Below are 12,815 nucleotides of genomic sequence, written 5' to 3'. Positions count from 1 at the left end.
CCGAGTCGTCAGGTTCACGTAATAGGAAAAGAAGTCCGCGCGGACGCCTGGTCATCATCGGCTTGGCGTGCGTCTCCCGTGCCGGTCGGACGCTCGTAACCGCCTACCGGCCGCTCTCCCCACCCCGCAACGACGACAGCACCAACCGCCCGTACCGCGTGGTCAGCACGCCCGCAGTCGCCGCCACCGACAGTGCCAGGGCGATGAGCAGGTGGGACAGAGAGTCGTCGCCCAGGACCTGGAGTATCCCCAGGGCCGTGCCCAGCGGGAGGCCGAGGACGGTCAGGACGCCCAGGGCGCCGCTGATCTGCTGGCTCTCCTGGGTCTGGACCAGGCGGCTGTAGTCGGCGGCCTCGGCGAGGATCTCGGTGAAGCGGGCCGGGAGGCGGTGCTGGTTCTGGAAGGCGAGGAGGAGTTCGTTCGCGGGGCCGTGGGCGGTGAAGTGCTGGCGCCAGTAGCCGCTGCGGAAGTGGGCGATGTTGCGTTCCAGGGCGGCGACTCGGTGGGCCAGGTGCCGGGGTGAGGTGAACACCTCCGACAGCTCGTCGGTGAGTTCGTCGATGTGGTCGCGCTGGAGGGAGCCGAGGAGGAGCGCGTCGAGGTAGACGGTGCGGGAGTGCAGCGCGCCGAAGCCGTAGAAGTCGCCGTCGCCCGTGTCGGGGCGGTGGCCCAGGAAAGCGGCGCCCTGCCGCAGGACCAGGGCGCTCCAGTCCCCGGAGATGCGTACGACGTCCTGGAGGTTGGTCTCGATCGTCTCGGGGGCCAGGGGGAAGTCCTGTGGGCTGGAGCGGGAGGCCAGTTGCCACAGCCAGCGGTCGGCGGTGGTGGGCAGTTCGCCCTCGGGGCCGTCGCGGAGCGCGGGAGTGTGACGGGCCGTCGGGGTGAGGAACGCGATCGTGTACGGCCGGGAGAGGGCGAAGGGTGCGGTCGGGTCCCCGACGTCGGCGACGCCGTCGAGGAGCAGGGCCGGATCGAACGGTCCGGTGAGTCCGGCGAGCGGCTCGGCGACGGTGGCCGAGCCGCGGCCGGCCAAGGTGCGTAGCACCGGGAGGAGCGGTGTTTCGGCGCTGAAGTGCAGGACGGTCAGCGCGTGTTCGGGATCGCGGGCCGTGGCCGCGCGGAGTAGTTCTATGCCCAGCAGGTGCAGCCCGTCGTGCTTGAGGTCCATCGGCAGGTGCCAGCGGCGGGGGCGTTCGGGGCTTCCGTAGAGGGCCCGGGCGGAGGCTGGGGCGAAGTAGGTCGATCTCGTCGCCGCGTCGGTACGGTGGCTGCCGCGTTCGAACGGGAACGGGCCCTGTGGCCACCTGGGGGCACGGCGCAGACGCGCGGGCAGGACGACGGTCAGTTCCTGCCGGGCTCCCGTGGCGTCGGCGAGCGCTGGTGTGGCGTCGGCGGCCGTCACCGTTGGTACTCGGCAGGGTCGGGCTGGTCGGGGCGGATGGCGAACTCCGCCTGGCCAGGGCTCGTGGCGGTGGTGTTGAAGCACATGTGCTCGCCGGTACGGATGGTGCGGAAGCCCTCCGTCACGATCGGTTGCCCTCTCGTTTCCCCGGGGTCGTGCTGCCAGCAGTCGCCGGGCAGGCTATCGCGGGGCGGTGAGCCGACAACAGTGCGCAAGGCGGGGGGTGTTGGGTGAGGTAGTGGCGGAACGCATGGGAGTGCCGGGCGGTCCTGGCTTGGATGGTGCGGGTCTCGGATGAGCGGGGCGCGGACACTTCGTGGGTATGTGTTCGCGCTTTCGCGGTCGTGTGCTGGTGGAGGGGAGCGCGGACGGTGTCGTGCGCGGCGGTCCGGGAGTGGGGGAGCGGGGCGTCGTGCTTCAGGGGCCGGCCGTAGGGCGTGCCGGGCGGCTGTATCAGGACACAATTATTGAACGTGCAACTACACCTTGTTCGGGGGAAGTTGGCCGCGTGACACTCGCTGATGGTTGTTGTCCGGGTGAATCGGCCTGGAGACGTAGTCGCACTGCACATACGCGTCCATATCAGGAGGAATCGATGAAGACAAGTCATCAGGGGGCCGGATTACTCGTCGGCCTGGCCTCGGCGCTCGCCCTGACGGTGGTCGGCGCGGCTCCGGCTTCGGCGGCAGCTCCGGCCCCGGGCTCGGCGTCGGCGTCGACCTGGACGCTGGAGGCCGAGGGGCAGCGGATCTGTGTGGATCCGGAGCACGGGTGGCCCTGGACCTACGCCTTCTCTCCCGTGTCCGGGACCTGGTCGACCCCGATCCAGACGGGGGTCCGGAACCTGCCTCCCGGCTCGTCCAGCGCGGGCGGAAGCACGATCCCGCCGGGGACCAACGAGCGCCGTCCCGACGGCGCCCTGGTCATCAACGGCTTCCTCGACCTGCGGATCGCGCCCGCCCCGGCCGGTGAGTACGTCGCCGAGGTCTGGGCCACCGACGGTACGGAGACCCAGACCGACCCACTGCTGATCGTCTTCCGGGACGACTGCTGAGCCCTGCGGTGCGGGCTTCGCCGGTCAGAGCTGCGAACCGCCTCCGTCCACGGCGAGTTCCGCGCCGGTGGTGAAGGTGGCGTCGAAGGCGAGGAAGGCGACCGCCCTGGCGATCTCGGTGGGGGTGCCCATACGGAGCATGGGGTTGTCCGCGGCCATCTGCGCCTTGGTCTGCTCGGCCGCCTCCCTGGGCATCGACTTCTCGAGGATTCCGGAGTCGATGGGGCCGGGGCTGACCGCGTTGACGCGGATCTTGCGCGGGAGCAACTCGCGGGCCAGGCTGCGGGTCATCGAGCGCAGGGCCGCCTTGCTGGCCGCGTAGGCGCTCAGTGCCGGGAGGCCCAGTACGTTCGCGACCGAGGTGGTGAGCACCACGCCGCTGCCCTCGGCCAGAAGCGGGGCGAGCTTCTGCACCGTGAAGTACGGGCCCTTGGCGTTGACCGTCAGAAGGTCGTCGAAGAGTTCCTCGGTCGTCGCCTCGAAGGGCGCGAAGCCGTTGATGCCGGCGTTCGCGAACAGGGCGTCGATGCTGCCGAACTCGGCCTTCACGCGGTCGGCCAGCGCCTCGATGTCGGCGAGCGACGACGCGTCGCTGCGCACCGTGATCGCGTTCGCGCCGAGCCGCTCGCCCGCGGCGTCCAGGGCGGCCTGGTTGCGGCCGGTGATCAGGACGCGGGCGCCCTCGTTCACGAGCAGCTGGGCGGTGGCGAGGCCGAAGCCGCTGCTGCCTCCCGTGATGACGACGTTCTTGCCGTTGAGCTTGAGGCTGGTGGACATGTGATTCTCCAGTTCTTGAACTTGAGGTACAAAATTTGGGTAGGGGATGGCTTGATCCGGGCGGCCGGAGCCGTCAGGTCAAGTCAGGGCAGGTCACAGGGAGTCGATCGTCGCGTCGATCACGCGCGTGAGCCGGTCCGCTCCCTCGGACACGCGTGCCACGACGCGCATCCCGACGACCGTGTTCATCAACAGGCTCGCCAGGGCGGCCGGGTCGCGCTCCGGGGAGATCTCGCCCGCCCGCTGCCCTTCCGCGATCAGTGCCCGGAAGGCGTCCTCGGTGATGTCGAGCATGCGGCGGGCGAGTTCGGTCGCCTCCTGGTCGGTCCTCGCCAGTTCCGTCGCGGAGTTCACCGCGAGGCAGCCGCGCTGGTCCGGGTCGGCCATGTCCATCTCGGCGAGAGCCGTCAGGGTGGTGCGGAGGCGCTCCTTGACGGGGCCGGGCTGCTCCAGGGCCTCCACCAGTGCGGCGGTCTGGGTGTCGCGGTATCGCCGCAGCGCCCGCAGGAAGAGTCCCCGCTTGCTGCCGAAGGTGTTGTAGAGGCTTCCCTTCCCGATGGAGAGCGCGTCGACCAGGTCCTGGGGTGTGGTGGACGCGTATCCCTTGCGCCAGAACACCTCCATGGCCTGGTCGACGGCGATCTCCGGGTCGAACTCCTTGGGTCTTGCCATGACTGAACGCTAACCCATTCTGTACTTCGAAGTCAAGAATGGAATGCGGCGGGCGGTCAGCTCTTCGCTCCGTCCGCCAGGAACGCCGTCAGGCCGTCCAGCAGCATTCCGCTGCCCTGCTCCGCCATGTCCCGTTCCTCCGCCGTGTCACAGGTCTGGCTGAGGACGATCACGGTGTTGCGGGGGCCCTCCTCCGTGAGTTCCACGCCCATCCTCGACGGTTCCGGGCGGCCCGGGACGTCCATGCCGATGGTCAGGAGGCGGGGTTCGGAGACCTCGATGTAGGAGCCGGTCAGGGGGAACTCCGCGCCTTCCGGGGTACGCATCGTGGCCTTCCAGAGGCCGCCCGGGCGGACGTCCATCTCGACGGAGCCGGGGATCGCGTAGGCCCACTGGGCGTACTGGTCGGGGGCGGTCCAGGCCTGCCAGACCCGCGCCGCGGGGGCGTCCAGGGTGCGGGTCAGGGTGTAGGAGAAGCCGTTCTCCGCCGCGGTGGTCTGCTCGGTGCTCATGTCGTCCTGTCTCCTCGGATCGGCGTGGCTCGACGCCGCGCGCTCTTCGTTGGTTCGTAAGGCTCTTGCACCTGTAGACGTCCGCCGGGGCGGGAACTCATCGGTCCGCCGCGACGGTGTTCCCGGCTCTTCCCGGCCGGTCCGGGCCGTTCCCGGCTATTCCCGGCTATTCCCGGCCGTGGCACTCCCCGTACGCCCGCTGCGAGCCGCACCAGCACGCCGCCCCGCGCTGCGGCGGCCACGCCACCGCACGCCCCCGGGCCGCGAGGGTCGTCGCGTACTGCGGCAGCAGGGCCGGGTCGGCCGGGGACGCGCCCTCCGACGCCGCGAAGGCCTCGTAGGAGGGGACCGTGCCCGGGACCACGCCCAGGTTCGGCGTGCCCGAGGACGCCAGCTCGCGCAGTGCCGCCTCTATGGTCGCCAAGTGCTCCTCGTACGAGGGGTATTCGGCGGCCAGCGGCGGATACGCCTGGAGCAGCTCCGCCAGTTCGTCGGCCGGCCAGTGGAGCATCGCCACCGGGAAGGGGCGGGAGAGGGCCTGGCGGTACGCGCCCAGCTCGGCGCGCAGGCGGGAGATCTCCGCCTCCAGGTCAGCCGGGTTGTCCGAACCGAGGGACCAGACGCGCTTGGGGTCGTGCAGCTCGTCCAGGGAGACCGGCAGGGTGTGGAGCGTGTCGGCCAGGGTGTCCCACTCGTCGTGGGCCAGGCCCAGCATCCGGCGGACCCGGTGGCGGCCGTAGAGGAGGGGGTGCGTCGGGTACGGGGGTTCCGGCACGTCCGTCAGGAGCAGGCGGGCGCCCTCCGTGAACGTCTCGTGCGCCGCCTCCAGCTCGTCGTGGGACTCCAGGGCCTCGGCCACGATCACCCACGGGGCGGGGTCGCGCGGCGACGCCGCACGGACACCGTCGATGATCGCCCGGGCCTCCGCCTCGTGGTCGTACTCCCAGAGGTTCGACGCCTTCAGGGCGCGCACCAGGGACGGGTTCTCCAGCCCGGGGGATCCGGTGGCGGAGGACAGCAGGCGGTCGTAGAGCGTGGTCGCGGCGGGGCGGTCGCCGGACAGTTCCAGGTGGGCCGCGGCGCGTAGCAGCAGGGCCTCGGAGTCCTCGGGATAGAGGCCGGCGGTTCGTTCCAGGCGGGCCGCTTCGGCGGTGTGGTCGACGTTTTCGGCGGGCGTGTCGGGGCGCATGGGGGACACCGTACTGCCGTGAGGTGACGAGGGTCAGCCATCCGCGGGCCAGGGGCCCCGGGAACGGCCCCGTCACGGCTCCCGGGGGCTCAGTGCCGCTCCCGCAGCGCCCCCACCAGCACTCCCGCCGCCACGGCCAGCCCCGCCGACACCCACAGCGCCACGTCCACGCCCGCCCCCGGACCACTCGCCGACGTCGCGATCGCGATCGTCAGCGCGACCCCGGCGCACGAGCCGATGTAGCGGAACGTCTGCTGCGCGCCCGAGCCCATCGCCGCCCGGGCCGCCGGTACCGACTCCACCGCGAGCAGCGGCAGCGCGGCGTTCAGCAGGCCGCTGCCGACGCCGGCCACGGCCAGGCCGGGCAGCAGGCGGACCCAGGAACCCGCGCCGACCGCACCGAGCATGGTCAGCACGCCGACCGCGTGCAGGGCGAAACCGACGGCCAGTTGGTGGCGCGGGGAGACACGGTGGGCGAGGCGGCGGGCCTGGAGGGCCACCGCGAAGGCGAGACCGGCCCAGAGCAGGGAGAGCAGGGCCGTCTCCATCGGGGACATGCCGAGCGCCCGCTGCAACACCGTCGGCAGGAAGCTGAAGAGGCCGATCACCGCGAGGCCCGTGAACAGGCCGCCCGCGGAGGAGGCCAGGAAGCGCGGGCTGCGCAGCAGGGACAGGTCGATCATCGGGGTGGCCGCGCGGCGCTCCAGCAGCACGAACAGACCGACCAGCAGTACGGTCGCCGCCAGCAGCAGCCCCACCGGCGCCCGCAGCCACCCGTCCCGCCCCAGCGTCAGCGCCGCCACCAGCGCGACCAGCGCCGGTCCGAACGTCAACGCGCCGGCGAGGTCCGGCCGGCCGGCCCGCGGGGAGCGCGACTCCGAAAGGGCCCGCGCGCCCAGGCCCGCCACCACCAGCGCGGCCGCGCCGAGCACGCCGTACGACATCCGCCAGTCGGGGATCGCCCCGACGAGCAGCGGGCCCACGGCTATCCCGCCGCTCACGAAGGCGCCCCACACGCCGGTCGCGCGCAGCCGTCCGGCGGGCGTCGGGAAGGCGTGCACGAGCAGGCCGAGGCTGCTGGCCAGCAGCGCCGCGCTCGCCGCGCCCTGCGCGATGCGGGCCAGCGTGAACAGCCACGTCGTGGACGCGAACGCGCCCAGCACGGTGGTGACGCCGAGGGCCAGCGTGCCGGAGACGAAGATCCGGCGGCGCCCGTAGTCGTCGGCCAGGCTGCCGGCCACCAGGAGCAGGGCGGCCAGGCCCAGCGGGGTGCCGTTCAGCAGCCAGGCCTGGGCGGAGAGCGGGGTGTGCAGGTCGGCGGCCGTTTCGGGCAGCGTGACCATCGGCGCGGTGTACGTCATCAGGGCTACGGCGGTCGCGGCGCTGGTCAGGGCGAGGGTGCGGCCGGGGTGCGGGGGCGAGGCCCGGTCCGGGTCGGGGTCGGGACGGGAGCCCGGTGCGTCCGGTGCGTTCGGGATTGCGGCGGTGTGCAAGGGGTCCGTGCCGGTTTCGGTCATGGCTGTTCGCCCTCTCCCGTGCAAATGGGTATGGGTATGGGTTCGGTCAATGAACTGACTTGCGGGGGTTCAATCTAGCACCCCAGTTCGATGAGTGAACCAACCCTTCGCAAAGTGGCTACAGTGGACGTCATGGCACTGGGCAAGGACTACGTGACGCAGGAGTGCTCGATCGCCCGCGCGCTCGAGGTCGTCGGCGAGAGGTGGACGCTGCTGGTGATCCGCGACGCGCTCTACGGCGTCCGGCGCTACAAGGACTTCCTCGTCCACCTCGGCATCCCGCGCGCCGTCCTGGCCAACCGCCTCCAGACGCTCACCGTCGAGGGGATCCTGGAGAGGCGCAGGTACCAGGAGGCGCCGCCCCGTGACGAGTACGTCCTCACCGACCGCGGCATCGCCCTGTGGCCCGCCCTGCGGGCGCTCGGCATCTGGGGGCGCGAGCACCTCGGCGGGGAGCCGATGCGCACCTTCTGGCACGCCGACTGCGACACCGAACTCAGCCCGTACGGCGCCTGCCCGGCCTGCGGAACCGTCGTGGCCGTCCGCGACATCCACATGAAGCCGGGTCCCGGACTCGACCCCGACCCGGCCGATCCCGTCAGCCGTGCGCTGCTCGGACCGCGCCGGCTGCTCCAGCCGCTCGAGACCGCGCCGCAGCCGTCGGCGGCCGATCCCGCATAGGGCCGGCCGCGCACCGAGGCCCGTACAGCCGAGTCCCCCGTACAGCCGAGTCCCCGTACAGCCAAGTCCCCGTACAACCACGTCCTGTATAACTGGGGCAAACGCGTGTACGAGGGAGAGGGGGACGGTCGATGACCCGGAACCGGGCCGTCCTGCGCCCCCTGCTCATCCTCCTGCTCGTCTTCCTCCCCGTCGCGCTCGTCGACGTCGGCAGCCTCTCCGCCACCGTCGCGCTCGCCGCGACCGCCGCGGTCGGTTCCGCGCTCGCCGTCTGCGCCGTCATCGCCGCGCGCTGCGCGCCCGCCGTGCCGCGCACCCGGGTGCGTACGGCCATCAGGGACCGGGACCTGCGTACCGCCTTCCTGCCCCAACGCGATCCCGACGCCCCCGGCCGCCGCCGGCCCCGAGCGCCCGGACACGCCCTCCCGGCGACCACCGCGTAGGGCACCGCTTCACCAGAAGTCACCTCCGAAGCCACCCCCTGCGCGGGGTGTGTCGTCATGCCGCCGTTCACCGGCCTCACCTCACCCGGCACGACGAGACCCCCGGAGGGCTCACCCACTCATGTCCGTTTTCGCCAGCCTGGTCGAGCGACTCGCCGACCTGCTCCAGCCGCTGTTCGGCGCCTCGGCCGCGGCCGCCGCCATCGTCCTGTTCACCGCCCTCGTACGGCTCCTCGTACACCCCCTGTCCCGGGCCGCCGCCCGCGGGCAGAAGGCGCGCACCGAACTCCAGCCGCGGATCGCCGAACTGCGCCGCAAGCACGCCAAGAACCCCGAGAAACTCCAGCGCGCGGTACTCGAACTGCACGCCGAGGAAAAGGTGTCGCCGCTGTCGGGCTGCCTGCCCAGCCTGTGCCAGATCCCCGCCTTCTTCCTCCTCTACCACCTCTTCTCCAGCTCATCGATCGGCGGCGAGGCCAACGCGCTGCTCTCGCACCGGCTCCTCGCCGCCCCGCTCGGCGGGCGCTGGGCCGACGCGCTCGGCGACGCAGGGCCGGTCGGGGGCGCGGGGCTCGTGTACGCCGCGCTGTTCGTGCTCGTCGCCGGGGTGGCCCTCTTCAGCTACCGGCTGACCAAGCGGACGATGGCCGACCGCCCGGTGCTGCCCGCCGACGACGGGCAGCAGGTGCCGGGACTGGGCGCGATCAGCAAGGTCATGCCGTTCATGTCCTTCTTCACGCTCGTCACCGTGGCCGTGGTGCCGCTGGCCGCCGCGCTGTACGTCGTCACCAGTACGACGTGGAGCGCCGTGGAACGGGCCGTCCTGTACCGGTGAGGCTACGGTCCAGTACGTGAACGGGGTATTGCGGAGTGGACCCCGAACTTGGACGATCGACCAGTCCTCCGATGGTTGTCGCGTCACTGCCGCATCCAGGTCGCCACCTCATCGGGCGGGCTGCCCGCGATCGAGGAGTTGGGGATCATGAAGCTGTTGCGAGTCGGTACGGCGGGGTCGGAGCGGCCCGCGCTGCTCGACGCCGACGGGACCCTGCGAGACCTGTCGGGCGTCGTGACGGACATCGACGGAGCGCTGCTCGCCGACGCGAGTGCGCTCGGCCGGATACGGTCCGCCGCCGAGACCGGTGAGCTGCCCGCCCTGGACGGCGCCGGACTGCGCGTCGGACCGCCGGTGGGGCGCATCGGCAAGATCGTGTGCATCGGGCTGAACTACCACGACCACGCCCGCGAGACCGGGGCCGAGCCGCCCGCCGAGCCCGTCGTCTTCTTCAAGGCGCCGGACACGGTGGTCGGGCCGCACGACACCGTGCTCGTGCCGCGCGGCTCCGCCAAGACCGACTGGGAGGTGGAGCTGGCCGTCGTGATCGGACGTACGGCCCGCTACCTGGAGTCGGCCGAGGAGGGGCTCGCGTGCGTCGCCGGGTACGCGGTCGCGCACGACGTGTCCGAGCGGGAGTTCCAGATCGAGCGCGGCGGGACCTGGGACAAGGGCAAGAACTGCGAGACGTTCAACCCGCTGGGCCCGTGGCTGGTCACCGCCGACGAGGTACCCGACCCGCAGCGGCTCTCGCTGCGGCTGTGGGTCAACGGCGAGCTGAAGCAGGACGGGACGACCGCGGAGCAGATCTTCCCCGTGGGGGAGGTCGTGCGGTACGTCAGCCAGTTCATGGTGCTGCGTCCCGGTGACGTCATCAACACCGGGACGCCGGCGGGGGTGGCGATGGGGCAGCCCGAGCCGAAGCCGTATCTGCGGGCGGGGGATGTGGTGGAGCTGGAGGTCGAAGGGCTGGGGCGGCAGCGGCAGGAGTTGAAGGACGCCTAAGGGGGGGGTGGGGCGTGGGGCGTGGGGTCGATCGGCGGCCGCGCGTGCGTCGTGGTTGATCGCGCCCACGCGGCGGAGCCGCACATGTCACAGCCCCGCGCCCCTTTCAGGGGCGTCCTCCCTTACGCCAGAAGCGAGGCGAGGGTGCGCCAGCCCTCCCTCGGGAGGCGGGTCATGTCGTCTTCCACCACCTGGAGGGCCACGTGGTCGGCGCCCGCGTCGTGGAAGGCTTCGATGCGGGTGCGGATCGTGGTCTCGTCGCCCCAGGCGAAGACCGCGTCGATGAGGCGGTCGCTGCCGCCACCGGTGACGTCGGCGTCGGTGAAGCCGAGGTTGAGGAAGTTCTTCGTGTAGTTCGGCAGCTTCAGGTACATGGCGAGGTAGGCGCGGGCCGTCGCGCGGGCGCGGGACGGGTCGGCGTCGAGGACGACCTTGAACTCCGGGGCCAGCAGCGGGCCCTCGCCGAGCCGCTCGCGGGCCTGCGCGGTGTGCTCGGGCGTGACCAGGTACGGGATGGCGCCCGCCGCCCGGTCCCGGGACAGGTCCAGCATCTTCGGGCCGAGCGCGGCCAGCACCCGGTGGCCCGAGGGCATCCCGGCCCGGTCCAGCTCGTCGAGGTAGCCGACCATCGTCGAGTACGGGCGGCTGTAGCCCTCCACCCGCGGGCCGTGGCTCACGCCGAGGCCGAGCACGAAGCGGCCCGGGTGGGAGACCTCCAGCTCGGCGAAGCCCGCCGCGGCCTCGGCGGCCCGGTGCTCCCAGATGCTCTGGATGCTGGTGCCGACCACGATCCGCGAGGTCGCCCCGATCAGCGGGGCGGCGTGCCGGGCGGCGCTGTTGCCGCCGAGCCACAGGGCACCGTAGCCCAGCTGCTCCAACTCGGCGGCGGCCTCGGCCCGTTCACTCTCACGCTCGGGGTCCTCGGCGCGCAGGGCCGAATTCCAGACGCCGTATCGTCCGAGCGATTCCTTCAGGGAAGCCGTCGCGTCGTTCATCGGTTCCGATCCCTCCGGTGAGCATCGTGATCTTCCTGGGTACCTGCCTGCCCACCACAGGTACCCACCGGCGATTCCCCGAGTACCCGGCCCGGGGCCGTACGGGCTACTCGCCGAGGAACCGCTCCAGTGCCTCCACCACGAGCCGGTGGTCCTCCACCTGCGGCAGACCCGACACCGTCACCGCGCCGATCACACCGACGTCGGCGACGGTGACCGGGAAGGAGCCGCCGTGGGCCGCGTAGCCGTCGGGGTCGAGCCGCGAGGACTCCTCGAAGGTCGTGCCCTTGGCCCGGAAGCGCGAGCCGACCAGGTACGACGCCGAACCGTACCGCTCCACCACCCGGCGCTTGCGGTCGATCCAGGCGTCGTTGTCGGGGGTCGAGCCGGGCAGCGCGGCGCGGAAGAGCTGCCGGCCGGCGCGGTGGATGTCGATGGCGACGGGGGCCTGACGCTCCCGGGCCAGCTCCACCAGGAGGGCGCCCAGCGCCCACGCGTCGTCGTTCGTGAACCGGCGGAAGACCAGGCGGCGTTCCTGCTCCTCCAGCTCGGCGACGGTCGGTGCGGGGGTCTCGGGGTGCGTGGCGCTCACAGCGTCACCACCGATCCGTCGCGGGCCGAACGGCGGGCCGCCTCCAGTACGTCCAGTGCGGCGGCCGCCTCCCCGGCGTCCACCGGGCTCGGGCCGCCCTCGCGCAGGGCCTTCGCCACCGCCGCGTAGTACACGGGGTAGTCGCCCGCGACGGTCGCCTCCACGTGTCCGCCGCCGGTCAGCGGGGACTCACCGGAGCCGAGCCGGCCCCACAGCGACTCGTCCTCCTCGCCCCAGCCGGGGCCCGGCCGCTTGCCCTCGCGCAGCGCCGCCTCCTGGGGATCGAGGCCGTGCTTGACGTACCCGGCCTTCGAGCCCAGCACCCGGAAACGGGGGCCGAGCTGGGCGGCGGTGGAGGACACGTAGAGGTGGGAGCGGACGCCGTTCGCGTGCGTGAGCGCGATGAACGTGTCGTCGTCCGCCTCCGCGCCCGCACGCCGTACGACGGACTCGGCGTACACCTGCGTGACCGGGCCGAAGAGGACCAGGGCCTGGTCGACGACGTGGCTGCCGAGGTCGTACAGGAGACCTCCGATCTCTGCCGGGTCGCCGGACTCGCGCCAGCCGCCCTTCGGCTTCGGCCGCCAGCGCTCGAAGCGGGACTCGAAGCGCCACACGTCGCCCAGCGCGTCCTCGGCGAGCAGCTTGCGGAGGGTGAGGAAGTCGTTGTCCCAGCGGCGGTTCTGGAAGACGGACAGCAGCAGGCCGCGCTCCTCGGCCAGCGCCGCCAGCTCCCGTGCCTCGGCCGCGGTCCCGGCCACCGGCTTGTCCACCACGACCGGCAGACCGGCCTCCAGGGCCCGCGTCGCGAGCGGTACGTGCGTCTTGTTCGGGGACGCGACGACGATCAGGTCCAGCTCGCCGGCCCGGTCGAACAGCTCGTCGGGGGTGGCGACGGTCCGTACGTCCGGGAACTCGGCGCGGGCCTGCTGCTGCCGCTCCGGGTTCGAGGTGACGACCGTGTCCAGGGCCAGGCCCTCGGTGGCGGTGATCAGCGGGGCGTGGAAGACGGAGCCCGCGAGGCCGTAGCCGACCAGGCCGACGCGCAGAGGGGGATTGCCGGGAGGAGTACCAGTCATGCCTCCTACTTTCGCAACGGTGTTGCCAAAGTGCAAGCGCCGGAGACAATGGGGGGTGTGAA

15 protein-coding genes are annotated in these 12,815 nt (G+C 72.0%); 5 read left to right on the top strand and 10 right to left on the bottom strand.

From position 1 onward, the window contains the following. Window positions 1–103: 103 nt before the first annotated feature. Window positions 104–1,402: a hypothetical protein gene (locus ACGH7X_RS14690; protein ID WP_399885447.1), complete on the bottom strand. Its 1,299-nt coding sequence runs from the start codon at window positions 1,400–1,402 to the stop codon at window positions 104–106. Continuing rightward, a complete protein-coding gene (locus tag ACGH7X_RS14685) occupies window positions 1,399–1,527 on the bottom strand; it encodes a hypothetical protein (protein ID WP_399885445.1) in 129 nt (42 codons plus the stop codon). Before ACGH7X_RS14685 ends, ACGH7X_RS14690 begins: the two co-directional genes overlap by 4 nt. A 470-nt stretch (window positions 1,528–1,997) precedes the next feature. On the opposite strand from ACGH7X_RS14685, the gene ACGH7X_RS14680 reads away from it, so the two are divergent. Beyond that, window positions 1,998–2,456 carry a DUF5980 family protein gene (locus ACGH7X_RS14680; RefSeq protein ID WP_399885443.1) on the top strand — a complete coding sequence of 153 codons (459 nt, stop codon included), beginning with the start codon at window positions 1,998–2,000 and terminating at the stop codon, window positions 2,454–2,456. 24 nt (window positions 2,457–2,480) lie between these two features. On the opposite strand, the gene ACGH7X_RS14675 is transcribed toward ACGH7X_RS14680, so the two are convergent. The 5 genes from ACGH7X_RS14675 to ACGH7X_RS14655 all read right to left on the bottom strand — a co-directional run bounded on the left by ACGH7X_RS14675 (window position 2,481) and on the right by ACGH7X_RS14655 (window position 7,123). Continuing rightward, window positions 2,481–3,233, bottom strand: a complete 753-nt coding sequence (locus ACGH7X_RS14675; RefSeq protein ID WP_399885441.1) for a glucose 1-dehydrogenase — start codon at window positions 3,231–3,233, stop codon at window positions 2,481–2,483. Between the two features lie 93 nt (window positions 3,234–3,326). Continuing rightward, a complete protein-coding gene (locus ACGH7X_RS14670; protein WP_399885439.1) occupies window positions 3,327–3,905 on the bottom strand; it encodes a TetR/AcrR family transcriptional regulator in 579 nt (192 codons plus the stop codon). Window positions 3,906–3,961: 56 nt separating this feature from the next. Then, complete coding sequence (locus ACGH7X_RS14665; protein ID WP_399885437.1) at window positions 3,962–4,417, bottom strand: SRPBCC domain-containing protein; 456 nt, start codon at window positions 4,415–4,417, stop codon at window positions 3,962–3,964. 166 nt (window positions 4,418–4,583) lie between these two features. After that, complete coding sequence (locus tag ACGH7X_RS14660) at window positions 4,584–5,606, bottom strand: SEC-C domain-containing protein (protein ID WP_399885435.1); 1,023 nt, start codon at window positions 5,604–5,606, stop codon at window positions 4,584–4,586. Window positions 5,607–5,695: 89 nt separating this feature from the next. After that, window positions 5,696–7,123, bottom strand: a complete 1,428-nt coding sequence (locus ACGH7X_RS14655) for an MFS transporter (RefSeq protein ID WP_399885433.1) — start codon at window positions 7,121–7,123, stop codon at window positions 5,696–5,698. A gap of 132 nt (window positions 7,124–7,255) precedes the next feature. Between ACGH7X_RS14655 and ACGH7X_RS14650 the strand changes: the two genes are divergently transcribed. The 4 genes from ACGH7X_RS14650 (at window position 7,256) to ACGH7X_RS14635 (ending at window position 10,087) form a co-directional block, all read left to right on the top strand. Next, on the top strand, window positions 7,256–7,804 hold the full coding sequence (locus ACGH7X_RS14650) for a winged helix-turn-helix transcriptional regulator (protein WP_399885431.1): 549 nt from the start codon (window positions 7,256–7,258) through the stop codon (window positions 7,802–7,804). Window positions 7,805–7,935: 131 nt separating this feature from the next. After that, window positions 7,936–8,247 (top strand): DUF6412 domain-containing protein, encoded by a 312-nt coding sequence (locus ACGH7X_RS14645; RefSeq protein WP_399885429.1) that lies wholly within the window; start codon window positions 7,936–7,938, stop codon window positions 8,245–8,247. A gap of 121 nt (window positions 8,248–8,368) precedes the next feature. Then, window positions 8,369–9,082 (top strand): YidC/Oxa1 family membrane protein insertase, encoded by a 714-nt coding sequence (locus ACGH7X_RS14640; RefSeq protein WP_399885427.1) that lies wholly within the window; start codon window positions 8,369–8,371, stop codon window positions 9,080–9,082. Window positions 9,083–9,229: 147 nt separating this feature from the next. Beyond that, window positions 9,230–10,087: a fumarylacetoacetate hydrolase family protein gene (locus ACGH7X_RS14635; RefSeq protein ID WP_399885425.1), complete on the top strand. Its 858-nt coding sequence runs from the start codon at window positions 9,230–9,232 to the stop codon at window positions 10,085–10,087. Window positions 10,088–10,209: 122 nt separating this feature from the next. Here the strand turns inward: ACGH7X_RS14635 and ACGH7X_RS14630 are convergent, their stop codons facing one another. The 3 genes from ACGH7X_RS14630 to ACGH7X_RS14620 all read right to left on the bottom strand — a co-directional run bounded on the left by ACGH7X_RS14630 (window position 10,210) and on the right by ACGH7X_RS14620 (window position 12,753). After that, entirely contained in the window at window positions 10,210–11,082 is an 873-nt protein-coding gene (locus ACGH7X_RS14630; protein ID WP_399885423.1) for an LLM class F420-dependent oxidoreductase, read from the bottom strand. 106 nt (window positions 11,083–11,188) lie between these two features. Further along, window positions 11,189–11,674 (bottom strand): heme-degrading domain-containing protein, encoded by a 486-nt coding sequence (locus ACGH7X_RS14625; RefSeq protein WP_399885421.1) that lies wholly within the window; start codon window positions 11,672–11,674, stop codon window positions 11,189–11,191. Continuing rightward, window positions 11,671–12,753 carry a Gfo/Idh/MocA family oxidoreductase gene (locus ACGH7X_RS14620; RefSeq protein ID WP_399885419.1) on the bottom strand — a complete coding sequence of 361 codons (1,083 nt, stop codon included), beginning with the start codon at window positions 12,751–12,753 and terminating at the stop codon, window positions 11,671–11,673. Before ACGH7X_RS14620 ends, ACGH7X_RS14625 begins: the two co-directional genes overlap by 4 nt. Window positions 12,754–12,815: the final 62 nt, after the last annotated feature.

The organism is Streptomyces sp. BBFR51 (assembly GCF_044591655.1).
Classification (GTDB): domain Bacteria; phylum Actinomycetota; class Actinomycetes; order Streptomycetales; family Streptomycetaceae; genus Streptomyces.
The sequence above is the reverse complement of the archived record's forward strand: the minus strand, read 5'-3'. Positions and strand labels throughout refer to the sequence as shown.

Coding starts and splice junctions, on each gene's coding strand:
- ACGH7X_RS14680 (WP_399885443.1), top strand. CDS start 1,998: ATGAAGACAAGTCATCAGGGGGCCGGATTACTCGTCGGCCTGGCCTCG.
- ACGH7X_RS14675 (WP_399885441.1), bottom strand. CDS start 3,233: ATGTCCACCAGCCTCAAGCTCAACGGCAAGAACGTCGTCATCACGGGA.
- ACGH7X_RS14670 (WP_399885439.1), bottom strand. CDS start 3,905: ATGGCAAGACCCAAGGAGTTCGACCCGGAGATCGCCGTCGACCAGGCC.
- ACGH7X_RS14665 (WP_399885437.1), bottom strand. CDS start 4,417: ATGAGCACCGAGCAGACCACCGCGGCGGAGAACGGCTTCTCCTACACC.
- ACGH7X_RS14660 (WP_399885435.1), bottom strand. CDS start 5,606: ATGCGCCCCGACACGCCCGCCGAAAACGTCGACCACACCGCCGAAGCG.
- ACGH7X_RS14655 (WP_399885433.1), bottom strand. CDS start 7,123: ATGACCGAAACCGGCACGGACCCCTTGCACACCGCCGCAATCCCGAAC.
- ACGH7X_RS14650 (WP_399885431.1), top strand. CDS start 7,256: ATGGCACTGGGCAAGGACTACGTGACGCAGGAGTGCTCGATCGCCCGC.
- ACGH7X_RS14645 (WP_399885429.1), top strand. CDS start 7,936: ATGACCCGGAACCGGGCCGTCCTGCGCCCCCTGCTCATCCTCCTGCTC.
- ACGH7X_RS14640 (WP_399885427.1), top strand. CDS start 8,369: ATGTCCGTTTTCGCCAGCCTGGTCGAGCGACTCGCCGACCTGCTCCAG.
- ACGH7X_RS14635 (WP_399885425.1), top strand. CDS start 9,230: ATGAAGCTGTTGCGAGTCGGTACGGCGGGGTCGGAGCGGCCCGCGCTG.
- ACGH7X_RS14630 (WP_399885423.1), bottom strand. CDS start 11,082: ATGAACGACGCGACGGCTTCCCTGAAGGAATCGCTCGGACGATACGGC.
- ACGH7X_RS14620 (WP_399885419.1), bottom strand. CDS start 12,753: ATGACTGGTACTCCTCCCGGCAATCCCCCTCTGCGCGTCGGCCTGGTC.